We start from the raw sequence: 24,481 nt of genomic DNA, 5'->3' as shown, positions 1-24,481 counted from the left end.
ATCATTGATCAAATCAGATTCGGATACCTACGGGCAACATTTCCTTGTACTGCCTGTTTTTTCTTAAGAAACCTGCAATTTGCGGACTTGTAGGTACAACTCTTAGATTTTTCTCTTGGATTTCGTTCAATACAGCTTTAATAAAATCCTCTTTAAAGCCTTCTTTTGTAATTTCTTCCGGAATAACCAGTTTGGTCAAAAATACTTTACGCTCTTGTGAAGAGTACTCAATTTTGGCTAAATGCCCATTGACGGTAGTTTCAAATTGGCGTAGGAAACTATTGTCAGTGATTTCCAATGTTGTCATATAGAACTTGTTTTTTTAATGACTCGCAGAAATACCTTAAGGTATCTCTAATTCCCCCATCATATAAATAATGTATCGGTTAGGTGGGGTCGGCTGCAAAAGGGCTACAAAAGTAGTGAAAATATTGCTAATTTCCTAGTCCTTATCGATATTTGGTGTACTATGACCGATAACAAAATCCATGTCTACCTAATGCCAGGAATGGCTGCCAATTCTTCGATTTTTGAGGGGATCAAGCTTCCGGAAGACCAATTTACTTGCCATACCTTGGAGTGGTTCGTGCCCGAAAAAGGAATGGATTTGGAAGCATATGCCAAACAAATGTGCAAAAAAATAAACGAACCCAACCCAGTTTTGTTGGGGGTTTCATTTGGTGGTATGTTGGTACAAGAGATGGCCAAGATCATGCCCGTACGAAAGCTGATCGTGGTATCGTCGGTAAAAAGTAAGCACGAGCTACCTAAAAGAATGATTTTTGCCAAGTACACCAAAGTCCACAAACTGCTACCAACGGGTTTGGTGAACAATGTGGAATTGTTGGCCAAATATGCCTTTGGCGAAACGGTGACCAAGCGATTGCACTTGTACGAAAAGTATCTGTCCGTTCGCGACAAATATTATATTGATTGGTCCATTGATCAAATTGTGAACTGGAAACAGGAAACTCCGCTAAAAAATACGGTTCATATTCAAGGGGAGAAAGATGCAGTTTTTCCACCATCCCATATAAAGGACTGCATTTTGGTAAAAAATGGCACACATACCATGATCATTCACCGTGCTCGTTGGTTCAATGAGCACCTCTCCACAATTATTTTGGAATAATTTCGTCTATATAATAGTATCTTTACATTGATAATAAATTAGGGAAGACATGAAACAAGTAAAAAACATATTGGCCTTTATTGGATTAATGGCCGTAGTGAGCACGTTGATTTTTGCCGTGCAGTCGAATGAAGTGGATGATAAACCAGAATTGCAAGAAGTTGAAACAACGGAATCGGACAAAAATGTTGCGGATACATATCAAATAAGCGCCATTGAAATCCCTGAGGACCTGAATTTTGCCGGAGAAGCGGTTCCACAGGAAGATCCAGAGATCATGGAGCGCGTGGACCGGGAGTTTTTGGTGAACACCTATTGGCAATCCAATGCCCTTTTATTGATGAAAAGGGCCAACAAATACTTTCCAATCATTGAACCCATTCTTAAAAAGAACGGAATCCCGGATGATTTTAAATATTTGGCCGTGGCCGAAAGTGGTTTGCAAAATGTAGTTTCCCCAGCAGGAGCTACCGGTTTTTGGCAGATAATGCGCGCCACGGGCAAGGAGTACGGTCTGGAGGTCAATTCCAATGTGGATGAACGCTATCATGTGGAAAAAGCGACTCAGGTCGCTTGCGACTATTTAAACAAATGGAAAAATCGTTTTGGTAGCTGGACCCTTACCGCAGCCGCGTACAATGCCGGACCTGCCGGGGTTCAAAAATATATGGATATTCAACAAGTGGACGATTATTACGATCTATTGTTGGGGCAGGAGACAGGCCGCTATGTGTTCCGCATTTTGGCCATTAAGGAAATTCTATCCCATCCAGAGAAATATGGTTTTCAGTTAGATCAGGACGATATGTACGAAAAGGTGCCCACTTTTACGGTTGAAATTGATACTGCGGTATCCAATTGGGCCGATTTTGCCGAGCTTTACGAAATCAACTATAAGGTGTTGAAACGCCACAACCCATGGTTGCGCGAAGCACACTTGAACAATTCCTCCCGTAAAAAATACACTATCGAAATCCCGAACAAAGGGTATTACCGAGTGGGAAGTACTGGGAAGTAGAGTGTTCTTCTTTTAATATTTAAATAGAAAGTAGGGAGAAGGAAAATATCTTTCCACCTTTGGCAGTAATTCCGGGGAGATGTATCCCCAATCGGAATAACAAGCATCCATGGCTTCTTGGGTTAAAATTTGTAAGTGAACATGGCAAAACCAACCGCCACTATCACTTTCTTGTCCTATGTGTGCGAAATTTTGGCCAGCCTTGATTTTTTCACCAACATTGACCAAGTGCGGCGTTTTCAAGTGTCCGTACAGCGAATAAAAAACGACACCATTAATATCATGCTTTAGGATGATGTATCCTCCATAATTGCCAACTACGGTTTCTTTGCCAGTTTCATACACCTCGGCATCCAAAGGTGAGTACATAGGGGTGTCGTAAGGGACAACAATATCCAGTCCAAGGTGATAATACCGTTTTTCTTCAATAATGTTAGGGTAGGCCCGTAGGAGTGTTTTTCGTTCTTCCAAATACCGGCCAATGCCCCATTGGCGGTTAGAAGCCTCCAGCTCATCAAAAATCATGGTATTGAACTGTTCAAAATCAAACAGGGTGTACTCCAGGGTTTTGGGATTGTTGGATGAAAAATCAAAGATGTAAGGTGCTCCCTTTAAATAGTCACCAAATAAAGGATGGATGTTGACACCATTAAGATTGAGAGGGTAGTACATAGCCGAAAAATAAATCAAAAAAAAGTATTATCAACTATTAGACTGGGCCATTATACCGATCATCATAATGATTTGAAGCGATTAATCTCTTAAAGTATTGGAGTAAAATCGAGTGATGAAGTTAGATTTTCTTCATCTGCTGTTGCATCATCTTAATCTGGTCGGTAAGCATGTTGTTCTTGTCCAACTTCTTGGCTTCGTTCAACAATTGGGTGGCCTCACGCTTTCTGCGCTTTTGCATAGCAATGCCCGCCAAGCTCAATTTGGCCATGGCCACATCGTAATCCATGGTTAAACCAAATTTCAGGGCCTTTTTAAAGTACTTTTCAGCCTGGGTCAGGTTCTTTTGTGAATAGATGATACCGTGCAAGTAGTTGTAGTAACCCACTTGTTTTTTGATCAAAGCAGATTCTGGGTTCTTTATTTTATCAAGCCAAGCTTGTACTCCTTCTAAATCCTGCTTTCTCATTTTAAGGAAAGCCAAAAGGATAAACTCATTTCTGAAATAAAGAAAGATGAAAACAAGGGAGAGCAAGATCAATGCAATTCCGTTGCCAATGTTGCCTTCCACAAATTGGTAAACGGCATAAGCAATGATAAGAACGGCAATAACGAGCTTGATATTTTTATTGAACATATTGTCTAGTGATTTTTACCTTAAGTTAAGCGCTGGCAAAAGTACTAAAAAGTTAATTAAATATTTTAAGTTTGGGCTTGCCAAAGTAAAAAGTCTTTGTATATTTGCGCCCAGAATTTTTTAGGGAAGTTTAATTTCCCATCAACAAAATCCATAAAACAGTTCGGAAATGAAAAGAACGTATCAACCATCCAAAAGGAAGAGAAGAAACAAGCATGGTTTTAGGGAGCGCATGGCGACTGCCAATGGTAGAAAAGTTCTTGCGAGAAGAAGAGCCAAAGGAAGAAAAAGACTAACTGTTTCCTCTGAGCCAAGACATAAAAAATAATGATAGTATTTATTATTTAAATTAAAGGTGTTACTTTTCTAGGTAACACCTTTTTTTTGACATATAAGCAGATAACCGAGAAACCCCTATAGAAAATGCCTAAAAGAAAAGATTTAAATTCCATTCTGATTATTGGTTCTGGTCCGATCATTATCGGTCAGGCATGTGAGTTCGATTATTCCGGTTCCCAAGCACTTCGCTCCCTACGGGAAGACGGTATCGAAACCATTTTGATAAACAGTAACCCCGCCACAATTATGACGGACCCTGCCATGGCAGACCATGTTTATCTTAAACCTTTGACCACCAAGTCCATAATAGAGATACTTGAAAACCACCCGAATATTGATGCGGTTTTACCAACAATGGGTGGGCAAACGGCACTGAACCTTTGTATTGAGGCCGATGAAAAAGGCATTTGGGAAGATTTTGGAGTAGAGATCATAGGGGTGGATATAGACGCCATCAATATTACCGAGGATCGTGAGAAGTTTAGGGAACTGATGCTTAAAATTGGTGTTGGTATGCCACCGCAAGCTTCCGCTACCTCTTTCCTTAAAGGAAAGGAAATAGCACAGGAATTCGGTTTTCCATTGGTAATCCGTGCTTCTTTTACCTTGGGTGGAGCAGGGGCAGGTATTGTTTACGAGCCAGAACACTTTGACGATATGTTGAGCCATGGATTGGAAGTTTCGCCAATTCATGAGGTAATGATCGATAAAGCTTTGATGGGCTGGAAGGAGTATGAGTTGGAGCTGCTACGTGACAAAAATGATAACGTAGTCATCATCTGTACCATCGAGAATATGGACCCGATGGGTATCCACACAGGAGATTCCATTACGGTTGCTCCTGCAATGACATTATCCGACAAAACATTCCAAAGAATGAGGGATATGGCCATCCATATGATGCGCAGTATAGGGGACTTCGCAGGTGGATGTAACGTACAGTTTGCCGTAAGCCCGGATGAAAAAGAAGATATTATAGCAATTGAGATCAACCCAAGGGTTTCCCGATCATCTGCGTTGGCTTCTAAAGCCACAGGGTATCCGATTGCGAAAATCGCTGCTAAATTAGCGATAGGGTATACCTTGGATGAGTTGGATAACCAAATTACGAAATCCACATCAGCTTTGTTTGAGCCGACCTTGGACTACGTGATTGTGAAAATACCACGTTGGAACTTTGATAAATTTGAAGGTTCGGATAGAACTTTAGGGCTTCAGATGAAGTCTGTAGGGGAAGTAATGGGTATCGGACGCTCTTTCCAAGAAGCATTGCACAAGGCTACACAATCCTTAGAGATTAAAAGAAATGGATTGGGTGCCGATGGCAAGGGATACAAAGATTACGAAACCATTATTGAAAAACTGCGCGTACCAAGTTGGGACAGGGTTTTTGTGATCTATGATGCCATTCAGCTTGGTATCCCATTAAAGCGCATCCACGAAATCACCAAGATAGATATGTGGTTCCTTAAACAGTACGAGGAATTGCACTACTTGGAGCAGGAAATATCTAAATATACCATAGAAAGCTTACCAAAGGCACTATTGTTGGAGGCAAAACAAAAAGGTTTCGCTGACAGACAGATTGCCCATATGTTGGATTGCTGGGAAAGCGAAGTGCACAGCAAGCGTATGGATATGAACATTAACCGTGTTTATAAGTTGGTTGATACCTGTGCTGCCGAGTTCAAAGCGGTGACTCCATACTACTATTCCACTTTTGAGGAAGAAATAGAGACACCAACAGGTGAGCGTTACGTTGCCAACGATAGTGTGGTAACGGATAAGAAAAAAGTAGTGGTTCTAGGTTCCGGTCCAAACCGAATTGGGCAGGGAATTGAGTTCGATTACTGCTGTGTGCACGGTGTATTGGCTGCTGCTGAGTGTGGTTATGAGACCATTATGATCAACTGTAATCCAGAAACGGTTTCCACGGATTTTGATACTGCGGACAAGCTTTATTTTGAGCCTGTATTCTGGGAGCATATTTACGATATCATCCTTCATGAAAAACCAGAAGGTGTAATTGTTCAGTTGGGAGGCCAGACAGCATTAAAGTTGGCAGAGAAATTGGACAAATATGGAATCAATATCATAGGAACCAGTTTCCAATCACTTGATTTGGCAGAGGATAGGGGAAGTTTCTCCACATTGCTAAAAGATAACGATATTCCTTACCCAAAATTTGGAGTCGCCGAAACAGCGGACGAAGCTTTGGATTTGGCCGAGGAATTGAAATTCCCATTATTGGTAAGGCCTTCTTATGTATTGGGTGGCCAAGGAATGAAAATTGTGATCAATAAAGAGGAACTGGAAGCCCATGTGGTGGATTTGTTGCGCAAGATACCGAACAACAAGCTGCTGTTGGATCATTACTTGGATGGCGCTATCGAGGCAGAGGCAGATGCCATTTGCGACGGTGAGGATGTGTACATTATTGGGATTATGGAGCATATTGAACCTTGTGGAATCCATTCAGGTGATTCCAATGCAACATTGCCACCCTTTAATTTAGGCGAGTTTGTGATGCAACAAATAAAAGATCATACCAAAAAAATTGCGTTGGCACTTAATACCGTTGGTTTGATCAATATTCAGTTTGCTGTAAAGGATGATACGGTTTATATTATTGAAGCGAACCCTAGGGCGTCGCGTACAGTACCATTTATTGCCAAGGCATACAAAGAGCCTTATGTGAATTATGCCACTAAAGTAATGTTGGGAGATAAAAAGGTGAAGGACTTCAACTTTAATCCACAATTGGAAGGCTATGCCATTAAGCAACCCGTTTTCTCTTTTAATAAGTTCCCTAACGTAAATAAAAATCTGGGTCCCGAGATGAAAAGTACAGGAGAGAGTATTTTGTTCATCGACAGTTTAAAAGATGATGAGTTCTATAACCTATATTCCAGAAGGAAAATGTATTTGAGCAAGTAATTCATTACTGATGGAGAATAAAAAAGGGCCGCAGATAGCGGCCCTTTTTATGCTTTACGATGTGTTATTTTACTCCTGTTTTACTGACTCCAACTTTGCTAATCTTTCCTGTAGCAATAAGAGTACTTTATTCTGATCGGATAGCTTTTGGTTAATTTCTTTTAAGCTTTCTATTTCTTTTTGCTGCTGAATGGAATGTAGGGTGAGCTCTTCGATTTTTTGCAACAAAGTTGCGTCCATTTCCCCAAGATCTATACCATTGTTTTTTATCTCTTCGGCACTTGGAACATTGGGTAGATGTCCATTCTTATTGATAAATGCTTCAACTTCTTTTAAACTTAAAAGCGTGTAATTTTTTTCAAACACAAAATCCGGCCAATTTCCCTCAAGTTCCACTTTAACAGATTCGGCGACCATGCTTCCCGCTACGGCAAACATATATCCTTGTGTGTTGGAGGTTCCGATTCCCACATTTCCGGTTGCATAGGAAATGTCATTGCCGGATGTGGTCCATGGTGAAGAGCCAGAAGACAAAGGTGACCCATTTACCAAAAAGTTGGTGGCATTGATCGTACCTGCCACATCCAAAGCATATCCTGAAGCAGCAGTTCCAATGCCAATATTTCCAGATGTATATGAGAGGTCGTTGCCAGAAACAGTCCATGGAGAAGAAACCAATGTGGTTCCGTTCAATACGATTTCTGTGGCGTTCAAGGTAGCAACATCCACATCTCCCGTGGTAAATGAAATATCACCGCCGGTGGTTGTCCAAGGTGATTCGTTGTTTTCAAGCGGGGTTCCGTTCAATAGGATTTCCGTGGCGTTCAAGGTAGCAACGTCCACATCTCCCGTGGTAAATGAAATATCACTGCCGGTGGTTGTCCAAGGTGAACTGGAATTTTCCAAAGGAGTACCGTTGACCAAAATATTGGTCGCGTTAAGTGTACCTGCAATATCCAATTCATAATTAGGGGTATTGGTGCCTATACCTACATTTCCACTTGAATAAAATATATTATTTCCGTTCAGGTTCCATGGAGAGCTTTGCATAGGGCTTCCGCCAACCAATAGGTTGGTTACGTTTATTTCCGTGGCATTTAACGAGCCGTTAATATCCATGGCATAATTCGTGTCGGGGGTTAATGTCCCAATTCCAACAGTGCCGGACGCAGGGAAAGAGTTTTGCCCGTATGCAATTGCACCAAGCAATAGAGCGAATACGGTGTAAAGTGGGGTTAACTTTTTCATGTTTTATTGTGTTAGTACAAAGTGGTATTGACGTTGTAATGTATTTTATTCGTATTCCCTTAGTTCAAAGGAGAGGTTATCAAAATTGTCCGCAAAAACGTTTATTCCGTTTTGGAGCTCCAATCTTATTTCCGTAGTACTTTCCAAAGTTCCCCTAACACTTGTATGGGTGGTTGGGGTGCTGAAAAAGATAACGGTTTTACTAATGTCGATAGGGCTATCGAGCGTTCCTGTATAAATGCCCTGAGCCTCCCGTGTCCAAGTAATGGTGATGTTGATGTTGTTTTCCAGGACTTGTTCGGTAGGGTCATTGGTGCCCGATTGGCTTATAAGGGAAGCATAACTTTGATAAGAAAAATCACTGGCGTCGCCATTGCAAAGGTATTCGGAGGTGGTCACCTCATCATTGTCCAAAGTGCCATTTGAATTACTATCCAAACCAACATCCAATCTATATCCTCCATTGGAGCAATTTTCTCCGGGTAGTTCGATTTCGGTATTAATAAGACTGTTGAGTCCTGTTGATGATTCAGTGTTACAAACATATTGGGAAGAGGTAACCTCGCTCGCCTCCAGTGTTCCATTACTATTGATGTCCAAACCAAAATCCAGTCGAATGCCTCCATTTGCACAATTAGTACCGGGGTCTTCAGTTGCTGTATTGACCAAGCTATTTAATCCATTTTCTCCGTCCAGGCCATCAATTCCGTCTCTACCGTCCAAGCCATTGGTGCCGTCTTCCGAACTACAGGCAATAATGGTTATAAAAATGATGAAATAAGATGTAAGCTTTAGTAGCAGGTTTTTTTTCATGGGGTTGAAATATATTATATAAGGATGTCAAAAGTAAAAAAAAGGTGGTCGGATATTCCTGAGAACGGATAGAAAGTATGAAAAATCAGATGAAATGCACGGAGTACAGGCTCAGAATCAGTGAATAAGTTTAAACGATTCGGCAATCGTTTTAAAGGTCTTTTTGTGCTCTTGTTTTTTGCTATTTAAAGTCCACGCCATTATCATGTAAACATGATCGTTTCCTTCTACAAATGTTATAAAATATGAGATTTCGTTGTCCACATTTCTCAATGTAGCGTCAACTTCTTGGTATATTGAATTCAAGTTGTTGATTTTAAATGGTTTTGGGTTGGTCTTACTGTTTACTTTTGTGGTTCTGGAAAGGATTTGTAGCCTGGCCTGTCTGTAGTTTTCCAAAAGGGATAGGTTTTTATCGAATTGTCCTAAATCCTCATAAACTTGCTTAAATCCAGATTTGGGTTCATCAATGATCAAAAGGTAAGCTTCGTTGAGTAGACTTTGGTATTGCAATGAAGCTTCTTCGTTCAGACCTGTAGTGGTTGTCATAAATCTAGGTATGTCAACACTGTAATTCCCTTTAACGGTCACGGTATGGAAGACATCCATGTCTAAAGATGAACCTCTTTTCTTTTGTTTGGAGTCCAAACAAGATGCTAGTGCAAGTACAATCGGAATTAAAACAATAGGTGCATTTTTCATATAGAGCGCGTTGTTTATATTCAATGGAAATGAAAATATAAATAAAATATCAGATGCGAACCTTGAACTATCAATTTTGACGAATTATACAGTGCCCTTAATATTCATAGAATTGAAGCGTTTGTAAGGCATTAAAAGCCCAAATTTCCATTTTTTGCTATCTTGGTTTTATGTTTGACCATGAATTGCTAACCTATCTGGAAGGGTACCTTACCGAAGAACGTAAACAGCGTTTTTGTGATGTATTGCAAAAAAGGACCCGACACATTACCGTAGCGGTTGAAGATGTTTATCAGTTGCACAATACTAGTGCTATTTTACGAAGTTGCGATGTTTTTGGGATCCAGGATCTACATGTGGTGGAAGATCGTTTTGGAAAACGGATGGACAAAAATATTGCCATGGGCGCCGAACAATGGGTGGATGTGTACCGGTATCAAACCACAACGGATTGTATCTCAAAACTGAAGAATGAAGGGTATCAGATTGTAGCAACCACTCCACATGACGATTCATCACTACTGCATGATTTTTTTCCGCAAAAAAAATCGGCCATTTTTTTTGGAACAGAAAGAGAGGGGTTGTCCAAAGAGGTTATGCAACGGGCGGATGGGTTTTTAAAAATACCCATGGTCGGATTTTCAGAAAGCCTAAATGTTTCTGTTTCCGCCGCTATAATTATTCAAGAACTGGCGCAAAAAGTACGCAGTTCCAATCTTGATTGGCAATTGACCCGAATGGAAGTTCTCGATAAGCGATTGGACTGGACCAAAAAATCCATCAAAGATGTTGAGGGAATCATTAAAAGATACCGGATCACGTAAAATAATTTTGTACTTTTAATTGTAAATCAATCAATTACAGTTATGTTGCTATTATATATCCTCCTCGCTTTGGTGCTTTTGATCGGTATTCTTGCCATGATCGCACCTAAAAATTACGATGTTTCCCGATCCATAGAAATTCACAGGCCCAAGGCTGTTGTTTTTGAGTATTTAAAATTCTTGAAAAATCAAGATGAATGGTCTCCATGGGGCAAAAGAGACCCCAACATGCAAAAAGAGTTTACTGGTACGGATGGGGAAGTAGGGGCAACCAGTTATTGGAAAGGAAACAAAGAAGTAGGGGAAGGGGAGCAGGAGATTATCAAAATAGTCGATGGGGAACGTATAGAAAGTGAACTCAGGTTCTTAAAGCCATTTAAATCCACTTCGGATGCATACATTACCACCAAAGAAATAGAGGCTGATATCACCAAGGTGGTCTGGGGATTCTCAGGAAAGAACAAATTCCCGATGAGCATTATGATGTTGTTCATGAATATGGACAAAGCTGTGGGAAAGGATTTTGAAGAAGGATTGGCAAGCCTTAAAGAGATTTTGGAAAATCAATAGCATATGGAAAATAATTTGGTGGGCTGGTTCGAAATACCGGTAACGGATATGGATCGGGCGAAAAAATTTTATGATACTGTCTTTAAGATCGAGATACAATTACAGGACCTTGGCGGAACCAAAATGGGCTGGTTTCCGTGGACCGAGGGTAAACAGGGATCTTCCGGGTCGCTCATTCAAAATAAAGATTGGTACACACCTAGCGAAACCCATGGTGTGCTTATTTACTTTTCCAGTGCAGATGTAAACAACGAACTGGGCCGTATCGAGGATGCCGGGGGCAAAATATTACAGAACAAAACACAGATAAGCCCGGACATTGGTTATATGGCCTTGTTTAGCGATACCGAGGGCAACCGATTGGCCCTTCACTCCAGACAATAGATTTTATTCTACAAGTTCGAGCAGTGCAATGTCAAAATCGTTGTCCAAAACTACTTTTCCATTGGTTACAATTACTTCGGTTTCGGAGTAAGTGTCGAACAATTTGGTGCCATCGCCAAAGAAACCTTTTACGGAAAGTGACTTTTTTCCTTTGGGCAGATCCAATCCTACTGCCACTTTATCCTTGTAATCCCCATTTATGTAGGTTCTGGAAAATACATAAGGGGATTTTGACAATCGGTTGTGTTTGCCGGCACCTACAGCAGGGTGATTATTTCTGAACCTGCCCAATTTTTGCCAGTGTTCATGTATTTTCTGTGTCTCGGGAATACTGTCCAAATCCTCCCAATTCATAAACGAGCGAAGGGTGGCGTCTCCTTGTGTGCCTTCAATGGTAAGGCTTCTTGCTGTTTCGTCCCCATAATACACCTGGGATGCCCCTGGGGTCAATAAAAGTACATTGGCGGATCGGTAAGGCTTGGTTCGGTCCTTGTCGTAAGGGGCGCCATCGTCATGCGATGTTAAATAATTAAGTACACTTTTGCCCTTAAGTTTGGTGTTGAGCAATTTGTTGTACTTTTTAAAAATGGTCTCGTAGTTGTTGTCCGCATCATTTTTTAGCTCAAAATTGATGAGGCTTTTAAACCCGTGATCAAAAAAGTCTACCTTTTTATTTCCAAAATCGAACTCGCGACCTCCGGAGACTCCGTAATTGTATACTTCCCCGACCATGTAAAATGGATTGTCGTCCAAGATTTGATCTTGGTGTTTTTTCTTCCATGTTTCAAAAGCATAGGAAGCCTCGGTATACAGATCGGTCCAGGCATTTTCGTTTACGTGTTTTACCGTGTCCACTCTAAAACCATCAATTCCTAGGTCGTTGATGTAGTCCGTAAGCCATTTGATAATATAATAACGGGGCGCACGGGGATATCCGGTTCGCTCAAAAAATAATTGAAGTTCATCAAGCTCTTTGCTCAGCCTGCCTTCTTTTTTCCATTTGGCCAAAAGCGCGTCGGGCAATTCCACAGCGGTATCGGACTCTGTTAATATATCCGGTAAGTTTTCCACCAAGGTGCATGCGGTGGTGTTCTCGTATGTTGTAAACTTACAGTTAGGTCCGGTTCTCACCCAATCGTCCGGCCAAACAGGATCCTTTTCGGTTACAGGTCCGGTATGGTTCAGAACTACATCCAAAAGAATGCGGATTCCATGTTTGTGGGCGGTCTTTACTAAATTTTCCAGATCTTTTTTAGTGCCAAAATTAGGGTCTACTGAAGTCCAGTCCTTGGCCCAATAGCCGTGATAACCATACGTATTTCCCGTTCCTTCGTCGGTTGCTCCATGAATTTGTTCCACAACCGGGGTAAACCAGATGGCATTTATGCCCAAATCGGTAAAGTAACCTTCTTCTATTTTTTGGGTAATTCCTATGATATCACCTCCCTCAAAGCCTCGTAGCACTCCAGTCTCTTCGGTTCTATCAAAATTTACATCGTTATTGGGATTTCCGTTGTTGAAACGGTCGGTGAGCAAAAAGTACACGTTGGCACCTTCCCATACAAAAGGAGCTTCTTTCTTGGTTGTTTCCTGTACAATTGTTGGCGGGGTTTGCTGCTTTTTTTGAGTCTTTTTGCAGCCAGTAAATAGGGATAGTATAGACAAAACAACAAGCAATTTTTTCATGAACCGGAATTTTGTTTAAAGCTAGAAATTCTAAACGTAAAGATAAAAATTATTTATCGTGGTATAGTTGTTTCCAGATTATTGGTTTAAGCGCTTGATTAGTTCCTGTTTAGGACTTTGTATTCCTCGTAGCAGCTGGAAATTGCGTCCAAAATTTGAAGGTCGTTTGCTGTTTTTATAAAGGATTTTGAATAATTGCAATTATTAAGGATGTCCTCGATATCGACTTTTTCCAATTGAAGAAGTTCGGTTAGTGTTTCTCTATCGAATTTTGAAGCCAGCAGGTCCCGAATGTTGTCATCTTCTTTAATTTGGCGGAGCTTTCGCATTTGCCGCGGTTTTTTACCAAACAGATTTCTGAGCAGGTCTGCGGGATTTAAAATAGCACCCAACACCTTGGTAACTGCACTAGGGCTTTTGCTTCCTGCCTCGTAGCTGGTGTTTAGTCCAGAAATACTGTATTGGTATGCATTGTTGATCGGCAGATTTTTTACGTCAATTTCCAAATAGCCTGTTAGTTGGTACGGGGTTACAATAACCTCTTCAAGGGCGTAGGCAAGCTCTGTCAACGCAATCTCGGTATTCCCAAAACGGATCATATCGTTGGTCACCCTTACTTTTTGGGTCTTAAAGCCCAAGTAGGAAAAATACAAAGTATCGTTCACTGCAGCAGGAATTGTAAACTTACCTTCAGGATTGGTAATGGTACCCTTGACCTGATTAAGGTTGACCACGTGCACACTTTCCAGAGGAAACTCGGTCTGGGCATTGATCACCGTTGCGGAAAACTCCTTTACTACTTGGTTTTCATCATCTTCAATTTGAGAAACACCAAGTAGTGGGATTAGGGACAATAGTATAAGTAGTAATCTTCTCATGCAATCTTTGTAGCTATAAAAGTACTAAACAAAGAAAAATAAATAGCAGAGACGTGCCATTTAATATAGAATTAACTAATAAAAGCCCTGTTTTTTCTTGCCTACTTTTTTGCCGTACCCTCCTTTTTTTCCTCCTTTGTAGGACTTGTTGCCTCCTCTTCGGCCACTGCCGCCGCCTTTTCGATTGCGACGTTTTTTACCTCCTTTTCCGCCGCCACCACCTGGGTTTTTGGAAACTTCAACATTTATAAAACGTCCTTCCAGTTTAAAGTCTGTAAAGGTTTGAAGAATAAACTCGGTAAGTTGTGCATCGGTGTTGAAAAAGGAGAAAGAATCCTTGGTATCCACATTATAGACGTCTTCTTTTTCCAAGTTCAAGGTATCTCTTAGGAAGTCTTTCAAGCTCATCCAATCATAACCATCGCGTTCACCAACATTGATAAAGTATCGTACGGATCCTTCGGATGGAATATCCCCGGACGCCCCACCTTTCTCCCTTCCGGAATCCTGGGTGTTTAGATCTTTGGTCTTACTGTAATAGTTGTAGAATTGGGTAAACTCTACCGAGAATATTTTTTTGATGAGTTCTTCGCGATCTATCCCTTCCAAAACATCGTTGATGGCGGGCAAATAACTGTCAATTTCTTGATTGACCTTGGTTTCTTTGATCTTATTGGCCAAATGGTATAATTGTATCTCACAGATTTCAATACCATCGGGAATTTTTTTGGAGATAAAATCCTGTTGTATTTTTTTCTCTATCGCCTTGATCTTTCTCAACTCCGAGCGGGTCACAATTACCATGGAGATTCCGGATTTGCCGGCACGTCCCGTTCGACCACTACGGTGGGTGTAGGTCTCTATTTCATCGGGTAACTGGTAGTTGATAACGTGGGTTACATCGTCAACATCAATTCCACGCGCGGCAACATCGGTAGCTACCAACATCTGTACTTGTTTTTTTCGGAACGAGTTCATGACCAGATCCCGTTGGTTCTGGCTCAAATCACCATGTAGTGCTCCGGCATTGTACCCGTCTTCGATCAATTTTTCCGCAACACGTTGTGTATCCCTTTTGGTTCTACAGAAAACTACGGAGAAGATACCTGGGTTGGCATCGGCCAAACGTTTTAGGGCTGCATAACGATCACGGCCTCCAACAACATAATATTCGTGCTGTACTGTGGAAGCTCCGGCATTTTTGGAACCAACTGTAATTTCCACAGGTTTGTACATGAACTTTTTGGCAATGGTTGCCACTTCTTTTGGCATGGTTGCCGAAAAGAGCCATGTTAGCTTTTCTTGCGGGGTGTTGGATAAAATGTCCTTAATATCTTCATAGAAGCCCATATTCAGCATTTCATCGGCTTCATCCAGAACACAATAATCAATTTTGGAAATGTCCACCATATTTCGGCCGATCATGTCCTTCATACGGCCAGGGGTAGCTACAACGATCTGTGCACCTCTTTTTATCTGTCGGGCCTGTTCGGTAATGCTTGCGCCACCGTAAATGGCCACCACATTGAGTCCTTTTATGTATTTGGAGTATAGTTTTAATTCGTTCGTTATCTGCAAGCAGAGCTCACGTGTAGGTGAGAGGATCAATCCTTGTGTGGTCCTGCTGTCCGATTGGATCTTCTGGATCATAGGAAATCCAAATGCAGCAGTTTTTCCAGTTCCTGTTTGGGCCAGGGCAACCAAATCGGTTTCCTGCTCCAATAAAATTGGGATTGATTTTTCTTGTACTTCGGAGGGGGATTCAAATCCAAGGTCGGAAATAGCATCCAATAGGGGTTTGTCCAACCCCAAGGCTTCAAATTTTGTCATAGCGGTGTAATACCTTTAATCGCAAATATGTTTGTGTTGTATAGAGCGATTATAGTATTTCCCGTTCAAGCCCATCACAACACCTTGCCCATACCGGCGGCGTTAATAAAGCGGCAAAGGTACACTTATTTTGATTGCTACAACCTAAGTGGCGTTCTTTTTTAAGAATTCCACCAATTTTCGAATGGCCCTACCACGGTGACTAATGGAGTTTTTTACATTGGAAGGCAGTTCGCCAAAGGTTTTATCGAATCCATTTGGTTTAAAGATGGGGTCGTAGCCAAACCCTCCTTTTCCTTGTTCTTTATCCGTTATGACGCCTTCGACCGTTCCTTCAAAAGCGTGGACTTCTCCATTTAGATTAAGATGTACTGCGGTCTTAAAATGTGCTTTCCGATTATTTTTTCCGTTCAACTCGTTTAACAATTTCTGCATATTGTCCGAGGCATCTTTTTGTTCCCCCGCATATCTGGCCGAGTATACTCCAGGAGCTCCATTTAATGCATCCACAAGTAAGCCGGTATCATCCGAGAAACAGTTCAAACCATAGGTTTGGGTAATGTGATCTGCCTTAATTTTGGCGTTTTCTTCCAATGTATCCCCTGTCTCGGGAATCTCGTCAAAACAATCAATATCTTTTAATGACAGTAGTTGGATATTTTTTGGAAGCAATTGCTGAACTTCTTTCAGCTTATGGTCGTTATGTGTGGCAAAAACTAGTTTCAAATCAAAAGGTCTCTATTTTGAGATTCAAAAGTAGTAATTTCGGATTTTAAGTTATTTGTATGAAATTAAAAGTACCGCCAGCTTTGGTGATGTTGATTTTTGGAGGGACAATGTTCCTTCTGGATAGGTTTTTGCCAGTAGGTGAGTTTGATTTTTTTGGCAGGAACCAACTGGCTTGGATACTTTTTGTCTTAGGAGTAATAGTAGGATTATTGGCCGTGTTGCAATTTTGGACGGGAAAAACAAGTTTGGATCCCATGCACCCTCAAAAAACCAGCAGGTTGATGACCAAAGGGGTTTACAATGTTAGCAGGAACCCTATGTATTTGGGGCTTTTGCTACTACTATTGGCTCTAGGCCTTTGGCTGGGCAATGCTTTTAATACCCTTGTGGCGGCTGGTTTTGTGTCCTATATGAACCATTTTCAAATACAACCGGAAGAAGATATGCTCCAACAAAAGTTTGGTAAGGAGTACCGTTTCTACTGTAAATTAACCCGGCGATGGTTCTGATTAGGATACAGCCACTTTTTGACCTTTAGGGTACTGAGAGCTGGACTTTGATTTGCACATAACTGCAGAATGATGGTTTTTGGGTAGCATTTAAAACAAATCGTAATGGATTTTTGATTTATCCGTAAAAGTGTAAGGTTTTTGATAACTTCCAATTACAAGGATGGAATTAATGTTTAATTTTATGCCTTAATTTTTTTGAAGCGAATCATGGTAGAGACAGGGCGCAAATATGTGTTCGATTTTGATAGTACCCTCACAAGGGTTGAGGCGTTGGATGTTTTGGCGGAAATGACACTGCAAGGAAATCCAAAGAGAGATGAAATAGTGTCGGAAATCCAAAAAATCACCAATTTGGGGATCGATGGCGACATATCTTTTACGGAATCGTTGGAACGCAGAATCCGATTGCTGGATGCGAACAAAAAAGATCTGGAAGATTTGGTGACCGAACTGCGTCAGAAAATTTCCAAATCCATAGAAGCCAACAAGCAGTTTTTTTATGAATATTCCGAAGATATTTATGTAATCTCCTGCGGGTTCAAGGAATTTATAGACCCAATTGTTAAAGAATACAACATTCCATCCGAAAGAGTGTTTGCAAACACCTTTACTTTTGATGAAGCTGGCAATATAACAGGTTTCGACGAAACCAACGTGCTTGCCACCCACAACGGAAAAATAGAATGTTTAAAAAACTTGGATTTAGATGGCGAGGTCCAGGTGATCGGCGACGGCTATAGCGATTATGTAATGCGCGAGGCCGGGATAGCCCATAAATTTTTCGCCTATACCGAAAATGTGCATCGAGAAAAGGCTGCCAATAATGCCGACCACGTAGCACCTAACCTAGATGAATTTTTATTTGTGAACGATTTGCCAAGAAACTTATCATACCCCAAGAACAGAATTAAGATCCTTTTATTGGAAAATGTCCACCCGGCTGCATTCGAAAACCTATCGGAAGAAGGATTTTCAGTGGAACTGATCAAGACCAGTTTATCCGAAGAAGACCTCATCGAGCGAATCAAAGGGGTGCATGTACTAGGAATTAGGTCCAAGACACAGGTTACCCAAAAAGTGTTGGATGCCGCCGATAAGTTATTGGTGGTCGGAGCTTTTTGTATCGGAACCACCCAAATCGATTTGGAATACAGCAAAAAGAAAGGCGTAGTGGTCTTCAATGCACCGTACAGCAATACCCGTTCCGTAGTGGAACTGGCCATTGGACAGACCATTATGCTCATGCGGAGCATTTTTCCCAGAAGTACGGAAATCCATAATGGCGAGTGGAACAAAACCGCAGCCGGTTCGCAAGAAGTACGTGGAAAAAATTTAGGTATAGTTGGTTACGGGAATATAGGAAAACAAATGTCCGTTTTGGCAGAAGCCATGGGGATGAAGGTGTATTACTATGATGTTAACGATCAGCTGGCATTGGGTAACGCAGTAAAATGTGACACCTTGGAGAGTTTGCTCAATGTTTCGGATGTTGTTACCCTGCATGTAGATGATAACAAGGCCAATAAAAATTTTATAGGTAAGCGTGAAATCGACCAAATGAAAGATGGAGCCAAACTTATTAATCTTTCCAGAGGGTTCGTAGTGGATATAGAAGCTTTGGCCGATGCACTGGAAAGTGGAAAATTGGGCGGAGCGGCGATAGATGTTTACCCATCCGAGCCACGTAGTAATGGAAGCTTTAAAACACCATTGCAAGGATTGTCCAACGTAATCCTAACCCCTCATATTGGTGGTAGCACCGAAGAAGCACAACGAGATATTGCCGATTTTGTGCCCAACAAAATAATGGATTACATAAATTCTGGAAATACCGTAGATGCGGTTAACTTCCCGAATATTAGGTTGCCTAAACAAAATGGAGTCCATCGATTTTTACATATACACCGGAATGTTCCCGGAATAATGGCCAAGATAAACGAAGTGTTGGCACAATATGGACTCAATATTTCTGGACAATATCTGTCTACAGATAGCGAAGTTGGTTACGTGATCACCGATTTGGACAAAGAATATAATAAGGAAGTGATCAAGGCGCTCAAGAAAATCGAGAACACCATTAAGTTTAGGGTTTTATATTAATTATTGGTGGTGATAGGGTTCGTTCCTGAGAATGGTGAACCCCCGATAAATTTGTTCAACTACGAACAATCGCACCATTTGATGGGAAAACGTCATTTTGGATAAACTGATTTTTCCGGCGCTTTTGGAATAAACGGCATCGCTGAAACCATAAGGTCCACCAATGGCCAACACAAGATTTTTAATGCCACTGTTCATCTTTTTCTGCAAGAACTGGGCAAAATCAACAGAGGTGTATTGTTTTCCTTTTTCATCAAGAAGGATCAAGGTGTCCGTAGGTTGCAATTGACCAAGGATAAGTTCGCCCTCTTTTTCTTTTTGCTGGGGTTCCGAAAGATTTTTTCTGTTTTTTATATCTGGAATAATATTCATTTGAAACTTGATATAATGCTTCAACCGTTTTTCGTATATGGCTATAAGTTCTTCAAGTTCAGACTTATCGGTTTTTCCTATGGCGATCAAAGTAATCTGCATGCCCAAAAATAGATTTTTCTCAGAAGAAATTGAAGTTTACAATGAAAGTCATCCATTTCTGGATTCATTTTTTTAAGCGAAAAGTATCAACTCTGAACCCGAAACTAGAAACCCGTACCCCAAAACCCCATCCGTCAGATCATAAGGGGCGTTCGTCAGATCGTGCCCAAAAACTGGCAGAAATTGCCGAGATTGGGACAGTTTACCAAAATCCTACCCAAAAATGAACAACAAGACCTACTTTTTGGCCCTTTTGAGCCTTATCCTGTTCTGGAGCTGTGGCAAGGACGATGCACCGCCACCGCCGCAGAACAATGCGCCCAGCATCGCGGCGCAGACCTTTACAGTGCCCGAAAACATTTCTGATGCCCAACTTATCGGTACCGTAAAGGCCACGGATGAAGACAAGGATGATGAACTCACCTTTTCCATAACACAGAACGACAATGGTCTTTTTAAGATTACCAAAGCAGGAGGTCTGAGCCTGGCAACGGGCAAATCCCTAAACTACGAAGCCAAGTCCAAACACATCATTACCGTAGAGGTGACCGATGGCACCGATGAGGCCAATAATGAAGTTACTATAGAGGTGACTCAGGTGGAGCCGGAGAACCTTTCTCCGTCCGCAGAGCCGCAGGCCTTTTCTGTCTTAGAGGATGTATCCGATACTCATATTATAGGTACTGTGGTGGCCACCGACCCAGAAGGTGATACTCTTACCTTTAGTATTGTAGAAGATACAGCTGAACTTTTTGAGATTACCGAAACGGGTGAACTTTCTCTCTTGGAAGGCAGGGCTTTGGATTTTGAAATCAAAGAAGGACATACAATTAAGGTTCAGGTTAGCGACGGAAATATATCAGCAGAGTTTACGGTTACAATTTTGGTCATTGATAATGGTGTACTTACTGATGACCCTGCATCTTTTATTACTAAATGGCAAGTAGATGAAGGTCAGAAGATTACTGTCGGAACCAATCCTGACTACGAATATGATTACACTATTGACTGGGGAGATGGTACAGTAGAAGAACTCACGGAACAGAATCCTTCCCACACCTACCAAGATGAGGGAATTTATTCAGTAGCTATTAAAGGTGTTTTCCCTGCTATTCAGATGTGGTCCTCGGACCATATCAGCCGAAAGTCACTTGTAGATGTGGCACAATGGGGTACAGGTAAATGGCAATCCATGTACAGATCTTTTTCTAATTGCCAGGACTTGTTGACTTTTTCGGCCGAGGATACCCCAGACCTCTCAGAGGTCACAGATATGCAAGAAATGTTTGCATTTAGTCAAAACTTTAATGGGGCCATTGGTTCTTGGAATACGAGCAATGTCACCAACATGCATAAATTGTTTTTCAATGCAACCAGCTTTAATCAAGATTTGAATGATTGGGACACCAGTAAAGTAACCAATATGTCCTTTATGTTTTATATTGCAGAAGGGTTCAACGGTGCTATTGGAAGTTGGGATACGGGCAATGTGCAAGATATGGAACTTATGTTTTTGAGCGCCTTTACCTTTAACCAAGATATATCAGGGTGGAATACTGGTAACGTAACAAATATGAGAGGCATGTTCACCAATGCCTCTAGTTTTAACCAAGATATTGGGAGTTGGAACACAGGAAAAGTTGAATCCATGGAGGAAATGTTTCGCGGGGCGACCGTTTTCAACAGGGATATAGGAAGCTGGAATACTAGTAAAGTGGTAAATATGAGATCAATGTTCATGAATGCGGCAGCTTTCAATCAAGATATTGGGGGATGGGATACAGGAATGGTCACCGACATGACCTATATGTTTTTAGGTGCAACAAACTTCAATCAGAATATTTCTCAATGGAATATTGGTAATGTAACCAGTATTGGCGGTATGTTCGTTGGTGCCTCAAGTTTTAACCAGGATATCGGTGGGTGGAACACATCTAATGTCACAAATATGATAGACGTGTTCAGTGGAGCAACCGCTTTCAATCAAAATATAGGTGGTTGGGTAACTGATAATGTTATCCATATGAATCAAATGTTTAAAAATGCAATCGCCTTTGACCAAGATATTAGTGGTTGGAACACTGCTAATGTTACAAAAATGACGGAGATGTTCAAAGGTGCAGCCACTTTCAATCAGGATATTGGGGGATGGAATACAGGTAATGTTACCGATATGCGGGAAATGTTTGGAGAAACAATAACCTTTGACCAAGATTTGGGTAGTTGGGATATAGGTAGTATTGTTTACATGACGGATATGTTCGATTATTCTGGTATGTCCTACACCAATGCCAATGCCACCTTGGTGGGTTGGGCCAATTTTGTACAGCAAAACGATAACCAAGGCCCCTATACTATTAACTTGGGAATGCAAGACGTTGTTCTTTGTGGACAAGACGCGGATTATGCCCTTGGCGTTCTTATGAACGATTTTTCTTGGAACATCACAGGGTTTGATATGCAGTTTAATCTTTGTCCATAAACATTCAAATTTTTGATTTTAGGACCACTGGAAAAATAGTTTTATTTTTCGGTGGTTTTTTATTTTGTGTGGATGATTTTTTCTAGCTGGTATTCCAGCAATCCCCAACTATGTTGTTGAGTATAAGTTTATAAAGATGTTAGTGGTTTCAGTCTTGTAAAAATCTATTGGACATCCCACATATCTCAGCAAGGAATTTTATCTACCAACAGCAATGTTTTTACTATTTTCGTGAAAACCCCAAGTGGATGATTTCCGAAGTACAATTTCAAAAAGAACTAGATCTGATCATTGCCAATGCCGTTAGGGAAGATGTTGGCGATGGCGACCACAGTTCCTTGGCCTGTATTCCCTCAACTGCAAAAGGAAAGGCAAAACTTTTGGTCAAGGATGAGGGCATTATTGCCGGAGTGGCCTTTGCCAAACAGGTCTTTCACTACGTGGACCCTGATTTAAAAACGGAAATTTTGCTGGAGGACGGCACCCCCGTTAAATACGGAGATGTCGTTTTTTATGTGGAAGGAAAATCGCAAAGCATTCTAAAGGCCGAACGCTTGGTGCTCAATGCCATGCAGCGTATGAGCGCCATTGCCACAAAAACAAAAGGATATGTAAGTATTTTGGAAAGTACGGGCACCAAAATTCTGGACACACGAAAAACTACCCCGGGGATTAGGGCCCTAGAAAAATGGGCGGTAAAGATAGGAGGGGGAGAAAACCATCGGTTTGCCCTCTACGATATGATCATGCTCAAGGACAACCACATCGATTTTTCTGGAGGTATTACAAATGCCATTCAAAAAACAAGGGATTACCTTAAAGAAACAGGAAAGGACCTTAAAATTATCGTGGAGGCCAGAAATTTAGAGGAGGTGGACGAGATATTAAAATCCGAAGGGGTCTACAGAATACTCTTGGATAATTTTGATTACGATCAAACCCGCGAAGCGGTCAAAAGAATAGGAAATAAATGCCTTACGGAATCTTCCGGAGGTATAACAATGGAAACCCTGAGAAAATATGCCGAATGCGGTGTAAATTATATTTCTTCGGGAGCCTTGACCCATTCCGTACACAACATGGACCTAAGTTTAAAAGCCATTTAAATGTCTGCAGCCATAGAAGAGCAGTTGGAGAAGATACCCGTGGTCAATTGGATTGTACAGGTATTGAAAAAGATTAAGCTCAAAGCTTTTGAGGGCCTCTCCTTCTATGATTTGATCGAAATGTATTTGATGGGAATTGTCAAAGGAGCACTTTCTTCAAGGGCGAGTTCCATCGCTTTCAGTATTTTTTTGGCATTGTTTCCCCTGCTCATTTTTTTGGTGACCATGGTTCCTTTCATCATTCCATACGTAAGTGTGGGCAACGAGAATTTCGACGCCCAGTTTTTGGACTTTTTGGAGTCTTTTCTCCCATCGGCAACGAGCGATTATTTCGGAGAAATCTATCAACAGATAAAGGATCAAAAGCAGGGCGGATTACTTTCCTCGGCATTTATTTTGTCTATTTTTTTAATGGCCAATGGCGTAAATGCGATATTTGGGGGTTTCGAAAACTCTTACCATGTGGAATTGACACGGAATTTTTTCCGTCAGTATGCCTATGCACTTATGGTAGGTTTAATTCTGTCCATTTTATTGATCGTGGGAGCGGTGGCATTTGTGTATTTTGAATTTTATATTGTAGAGTACACCAGTGAATATTTAGGCAAAACGTTGGGTTACGATGTGGAAAAAGGAGATACCATCGGAATACAGGTAGCCAAAGTGTTGTTTTTTCTAAGCCTTTCCTATTTTACAACGGCCATACTGTACTATTTTGGGACTGCAGAAGGCAGGCAAGCCCGATTTTTTTCCGCAGGTGCGTTAATGACCACCCTATTATTTTTATTGACGTCCTATCTGTTCGGAATTTATGTTGAAAAATTTGCTCGTTACAACGAACTCTATGGTGCTTTGGGTGGATTATTGATATTAATGGTGTTTATTTGGTTAAATTCCAATATCTTATTATTGGGCTTTGAACTGAACGCAACCCTCAACTCATTAAAAAAAAGACATGAAAAACAGAAGGACATACAATAAATGGATCGGTTTGGTGTGTTTTCTCTGCTGCCAGATAACCCTATCGCAAACAGTTTTTGGTAAATGGAAAACTATCGATGATCGAAATGGGGTAAACAAGGCAATCATCGAAATTTACGAGGAAGATGGGTTGATGCACGCCAAAGTGGTAAAAATATTGGAAGAGGGCAAAAAAGATGCAAGGTGCACAAAATGTGAAGGAGAAAGAAAGGACAAGCCCGTTCTTGGAATGAAGATCATGGAGGATTTTGAAAAGAACAGCAAGGGCATATATAAAGGGGATACCCTTTTCGACCCTGAAAAAGCTATGACTTTTAAAGCTAAGGTCTGGTTGGACGAGGAGAACAAAAATAGGCTAAAAGTACGTGGATATTTAGCCTTTTTGTACCGTACACAAACATGGCACAGGGTAATCGAGGAATAATTT

The 24,481-nt window shown here is 41.1% G+C and carries 24 protein-coding genes; 13 read left to right on the top strand and 11 right to left on the bottom strand.

Going from position 1 to position 24,481, the window contains the following annotated elements:
* Window positions 1-13: 13 nt before the first annotated feature.
* Entirely contained in the window at window positions 14-307 is a 294-nt protein-coding gene (locus ABTP35_RS00265; protein WP_224836634.1) for a GNAT family N-acetyltransferase, read from the bottom strand.
* 162 nt (window positions 308-469) lie between these two features.
* Between ABTP35_RS00265 and ABTP35_RS00260 the strand changes: the two genes are divergently transcribed.
* Entirely contained in the window at window positions 470-1,132 is a 663-nt protein-coding gene (locus ABTP35_RS00260) for an alpha/beta hydrolase (RefSeq protein WP_293294939.1), read from the top strand.
* Window positions 1,133-1,181: 49 nt separating this feature from the next.
* Complete coding sequence (locus ABTP35_RS00255) at window positions 1,182-2,150, top strand: lytic transglycosylase domain-containing protein (RefSeq protein WP_293294940.1); 969 nt, start codon at window positions 1,182-1,184, stop codon at window positions 2,148-2,150.
* Window positions 2,151-2,162: 12 nt separating this feature from the next.
* On the opposite strand, the gene ABTP35_RS00250 is transcribed toward ABTP35_RS00255, so the two are convergent.
* Together ABTP35_RS00250 and ABTP35_RS00245 are read right to left on the bottom strand one after the other, a co-directional pair.
* Window positions 2,163-2,822 (bottom strand): peptidoglycan DD-metalloendopeptidase family protein, encoded by a 660-nt coding sequence (locus ABTP35_RS00250; protein WP_293294941.1) that lies wholly within the window; start codon window positions 2,820-2,822, stop codon window positions 2,163-2,165.
* Window positions 2,823-2,943: 121 nt separating this feature from the next.
* The gene (locus ABTP35_RS00245; RefSeq protein WP_293294942.1) at window positions 2,944-3,459 is read right to left on the bottom strand and encodes a DUF2892 domain-containing protein; all 516 of its coding nucleotides are present in this window, start codon (window positions 3,457-3,459) and stop codon (window positions 2,944-2,946) included.
* A gap of 169 nt (window positions 3,460-3,628) precedes the next feature.
* Here ABTP35_RS00245 and rpmH point away from each other — a divergent pair, with 169 nt between their 5' ends.
* Complete coding sequence (rpmH, locus tag ABTP35_RS00240; protein WP_072882462.1) at window positions 3,629-3,787, top strand: 50S ribosomal protein L34; 159 nt, start codon at window positions 3,629-3,631, stop codon at window positions 3,785-3,787.
* 95 nt (window positions 3,788-3,882) lie between these two features.
* The gene (gene carB / locus ABTP35_RS00235; RefSeq protein ID WP_293294944.1) at window positions 3,883-6,735 is read left to right on the top strand and encodes a carbamoyl-phosphate synthase large subunit; all 2,853 of its coding nucleotides are present in this window, start codon (window positions 3,883-3,885) and stop codon (window positions 6,733-6,735) included.
* 69 nt (window positions 6,736-6,804) lie between these two features.
* Here carB and ABTP35_RS00230 read toward each other — a convergent pair whose 3' ends face one another.
* From ABTP35_RS00230 to ABTP35_RS00220, 3 genes are all read right to left on the bottom strand, one after another.
* Entirely contained in the window at window positions 6,805-7,983 is a 1,179-nt protein-coding gene (locus ABTP35_RS00230; protein WP_293294946.1) for a hypothetical protein, read from the bottom strand.
* Between the two features lie 45 nt (window positions 7,984-8,028).
* Window positions 8,029-8,796 (bottom strand): hypothetical protein, encoded by a 768-nt coding sequence (locus ABTP35_RS00225; protein WP_293294948.1) that lies wholly within the window; start codon window positions 8,794-8,796, stop codon window positions 8,029-8,031.
* A gap of 117 nt (window positions 8,797-8,913) precedes the next feature.
* Complete coding sequence (locus ABTP35_RS00220; protein ID WP_293294950.1) at window positions 8,914-9,498, bottom strand: hypothetical protein; 585 nt, start codon at window positions 9,496-9,498, stop codon at window positions 8,914-8,916.
* A gap of 170 nt (window positions 9,499-9,668) precedes the next feature.
* Here ABTP35_RS00220 and ABTP35_RS00215 point away from each other — a divergent pair, with 170 nt between their 5' ends.
* The 3 genes from ABTP35_RS00215 to ABTP35_RS00205 are packed head-to-tail and all read left to right on the top strand — an operon-like array spanning window position 9,669 to window position 11,276.
* Window positions 9,669-10,322: an RNA methyltransferase gene (locus tag ABTP35_RS00215; RefSeq protein WP_293294952.1), complete on the top strand. Its 654-nt coding sequence runs from the start codon at window positions 9,669-9,671 to the stop codon at window positions 10,320-10,322.
* Between the two features lie 42 nt (window positions 10,323-10,364).
* Window positions 10,365-10,892 (top strand): SRPBCC family protein, encoded by a 528-nt coding sequence (locus ABTP35_RS00210; protein ID WP_293294954.1) that lies wholly within the window; start codon window positions 10,365-10,367, stop codon window positions 10,890-10,892.
* A 3-nt stretch (window positions 10,893-10,895) separates the two neighbouring features.
* Window positions 10,896-11,276, top strand: coding sequence for a VOC family protein (locus tag ABTP35_RS00205; RefSeq protein ID WP_293294956.1), 381 nt, complete (start codon window positions 10,896-10,898; stop codon window positions 11,274-11,276).
* Window positions 11,277-11,279: 3 nt separating this feature from the next.
* On the opposite strand, the gene ABTP35_RS00200 is transcribed toward ABTP35_RS00205, so the two are convergent.
* The 4 genes from ABTP35_RS00200 to ABTP35_RS00185 form a co-directional block, all read right to left on the bottom strand.
* The gene (locus ABTP35_RS00200) at window positions 11,280-12,962 is read right to left on the bottom strand and encodes an alpha-amylase family glycosyl hydrolase (protein ID WP_375334329.1); all 1,683 of its coding nucleotides are present in this window, start codon (window positions 12,960-12,962) and stop codon (window positions 11,280-11,282) included.
* 98 nt (window positions 12,963-13,060) lie between these two features.
* On the bottom strand, window positions 13,061-13,840 hold the full coding sequence (locus tag ABTP35_RS00195) for a carboxypeptidase-like regulatory domain-containing protein (protein ID WP_293294960.1): 780 nt from the start codon (window positions 13,838-13,840) through the stop codon (window positions 13,061-13,063).
* A 75-nt stretch (window positions 13,841-13,915) separates the two neighbouring features.
* Complete coding sequence (locus ABTP35_RS00190) at window positions 13,916-15,670, bottom strand: DEAD/DEAH box helicase (protein ID WP_293294962.1); 1,755 nt, start codon at window positions 15,668-15,670, stop codon at window positions 13,916-13,918.
* A gap of 144 nt (window positions 15,671-15,814) precedes the next feature.
* Window positions 15,815-16,396, bottom strand: coding sequence for a non-canonical purine NTP diphosphatase (locus ABTP35_RS00185; RefSeq protein WP_293294964.1), 582 nt, complete (start codon window positions 16,394-16,396; stop codon window positions 15,815-15,817).
* A 59-nt stretch (window positions 16,397-16,455) separates the two neighbouring features.
* Between ABTP35_RS00185 and ABTP35_RS00180 the strand changes: the two genes are divergently transcribed.
* A complete protein-coding gene (locus ABTP35_RS00180) occupies window positions 16,456-16,908 on the top strand; it encodes an isoprenylcysteine carboxylmethyltransferase family protein (protein ID WP_293294966.1) in 453 nt (150 codons plus the stop codon).
* A gap of 210 nt (window positions 16,909-17,118) precedes the next feature.
* Window positions 17,119-19,011, top strand: coding sequence for a phosphoglycerate dehydrogenase (gene serA, locus ABTP35_RS00175; RefSeq protein ID WP_252079969.1), 1,893 nt, complete (start codon window positions 17,119-17,121; stop codon window positions 19,009-19,011).
* Here the strand turns inward: serA and rlmH are convergent, their stop codons facing one another.
* On the bottom strand, window positions 19,012-19,485 hold the full coding sequence (gene rlmH, locus ABTP35_RS00170) for a 23S rRNA (pseudouridine(1915)-N(3))-methyltransferase RlmH (RefSeq protein WP_224837039.1): 474 nt from the start codon (window positions 19,483-19,485) through the stop codon (window positions 19,012-19,014). It abuts the gene before it with no gap.
* Between the two features lie 223 nt (window positions 19,486-19,708).
* Here rlmH and ABTP35_RS00165 point away from each other — a divergent pair, with 223 nt between their 5' ends.
* From ABTP35_RS00165 to ABTP35_RS00150, 4 genes are all read left to right on the top strand, one after another.
* A complete protein-coding gene (locus ABTP35_RS00165) occupies window positions 19,709-21,967 on the top strand; it encodes a BspA family leucine-rich repeat surface protein (RefSeq protein ID WP_293294971.1) in 2,259 nt (752 codons plus the stop codon).
* 248 nt (window positions 21,968-22,215) lie between these two features.
* On the top strand, window positions 22,216-23,073 hold the full coding sequence (gene nadC, locus ABTP35_RS00160) for a carboxylating nicotinate-nucleotide diphosphorylase (protein WP_293294973.1): 858 nt from the start codon (window positions 22,216-22,218) through the stop codon (window positions 23,071-23,073).
* On the top strand, window positions 23,074-24,054 hold the full coding sequence (locus ABTP35_RS00155) for a YihY/virulence factor BrkB family protein (protein WP_293294975.1): 981 nt from the start codon (window positions 23,074-23,076) through the stop codon (window positions 24,052-24,054). It abuts the gene before it with no gap.
* Complete coding sequence (locus ABTP35_RS00150; protein WP_252079966.1) at window positions 24,029-24,478, top strand: DUF2147 domain-containing protein; 450 nt, start codon at window positions 24,029-24,031, stop codon at window positions 24,476-24,478. Before ABTP35_RS00155 ends, ABTP35_RS00150 begins: the two co-directional genes overlap by 26 nt.
* Window positions 24,479-24,481 lie beyond the last annotated feature (3 nt).

Source organism: Flagellimonas alginilytica (assembly GCF_042134605.1).
Classification (GTDB): domain Bacteria; phylum Bacteroidota; class Bacteroidia; order Flavobacteriales; family Flavobacteriaceae; genus Flagellimonas; species Flagellimonas alginolytica.
This window is presented reverse-complemented; position numbering and strand designations above follow the sequence as displayed.

Excerpts from the sequence above, each read along its gene's own strand:
- ABTP35_RS00265 (WP_224836634.1), bottom strand. The coding sequence starts at position 307 with ATGACAACATTGGAAATCACTGACAATAGTTTCCTACGCCAATTTGAA.
- ABTP35_RS00260 (WP_293294939.1), top strand. The coding sequence starts at position 470 with ATGACCGATAACAAAATCCATGTCTACCTAATGCCAGGAATGGCTGCC.
- ABTP35_RS00255 (WP_293294940.1), top strand. The coding sequence starts at position 1,182 with ATGAAACAAGTAAAAAACATATTGGCCTTTATTGGATTAATGGCCGTA.
- ABTP35_RS00250 (WP_293294941.1), bottom strand. The coding sequence starts at position 2,822 with ATGTACTACCCTCTCAATCTTAATGGTGTCAACATCCATCCTTTATTT.
- ABTP35_RS00245 (WP_293294942.1), bottom strand. The coding sequence starts at position 3,459 with ATGTTCAATAAAAATATCAAGCTCGTTATTGCCGTTCTTATCATTGCT.
- rpmH (WP_072882462.1), top strand. The coding sequence starts at position 3,629 with ATGAAAAGAACGTATCAACCATCCAAAAGGAAGAGAAGAAACAAGCAT.
- carB (WP_293294944.1), top strand. The coding sequence starts at position 3,883 with ATGCCTAAAAGAAAAGATTTAAATTCCATTCTGATTATTGGTTCTGGT.
- ABTP35_RS00230 (WP_293294946.1), bottom strand. The coding sequence starts at position 7,983 with ATGAAAAAGTTAACCCCACTTTACACCGTATTCGCTCTATTGCTTGGT.
- ABTP35_RS00225 (WP_293294948.1), bottom strand. The coding sequence starts at position 8,796 with ATGAAAAAAAACCTGCTACTAAAGCTTACATCTTATTTCATCATTTTT.
- ABTP35_RS00220 (WP_293294950.1), bottom strand. The coding sequence starts at position 9,498 with ATGAAAAATGCACCTATTGTTTTAATTCCGATTGTACTTGCACTAGCA.
- ABTP35_RS00215 (WP_293294952.1), top strand. The coding sequence starts at position 9,669 with ATGTTTGACCATGAATTGCTAACCTATCTGGAAGGGTACCTTACCGAA.
- ABTP35_RS00210 (WP_293294954.1), top strand. The coding sequence starts at position 10,365 with ATGTTGCTATTATATATCCTCCTCGCTTTGGTGCTTTTGATCGGTATT.
- ABTP35_RS00205 (WP_293294956.1), top strand. The coding sequence starts at position 10,896 with ATGGAAAATAATTTGGTGGGCTGGTTCGAAATACCGGTAACGGATATG.
- ABTP35_RS00200 (WP_375334329.1), bottom strand. The coding sequence starts at position 12,962 with ATGAAAAAATTGCTTGTTGTTTTGTCTATACTATCCCTATTTACTGGC.
- ABTP35_RS00195 (WP_293294960.1), bottom strand. The coding sequence starts at position 13,840 with ATGAGAAGATTACTACTTATACTATTGTCCCTAATCCCACTACTTGGT.
- ABTP35_RS00190 (WP_293294962.1), bottom strand. The coding sequence starts at position 15,670 with ATGACAAAATTTGAAGCCTTGGGGTTGGACAAACCCCTATTGGATGCT.
- ABTP35_RS00180 (WP_293294966.1), top strand. The coding sequence starts at position 16,456 with ATGAAATTAAAAGTACCGCCAGCTTTGGTGATGTTGATTTTTGGAGGG.
- serA (WP_252079969.1), top strand. The coding sequence starts at position 17,119 with ATGGTAGAGACAGGGCGCAAATATGTGTTCGATTTTGATAGTACCCTC.
- rlmH (WP_224837039.1), bottom strand. The coding sequence starts at position 19,485 with ATGCAGATTACTTTGATCGCCATAGGAAAAACCGATAAGTCTGAACTT.
- ABTP35_RS00165 (WP_293294971.1), top strand. The coding sequence starts at position 19,709 with ATGAACAACAAGACCTACTTTTTGGCCCTTTTGAGCCTTATCCTGTTC.
- nadC (WP_293294973.1), top strand. The coding sequence starts at position 22,216 with ATGATTTCCGAAGTACAATTTCAAAAAGAACTAGATCTGATCATTGCC.
- ABTP35_RS00155 (WP_293294975.1), top strand. The coding sequence starts at position 23,074 with ATGTCTGCAGCCATAGAAGAGCAGTTGGAGAAGATACCCGTGGTCAAT.
- ABTP35_RS00150 (WP_252079966.1), top strand. The coding sequence starts at position 24,029 with ATGAAAAACAGAAGGACATACAATAAATGGATCGGTTTGGTGTGTTTT.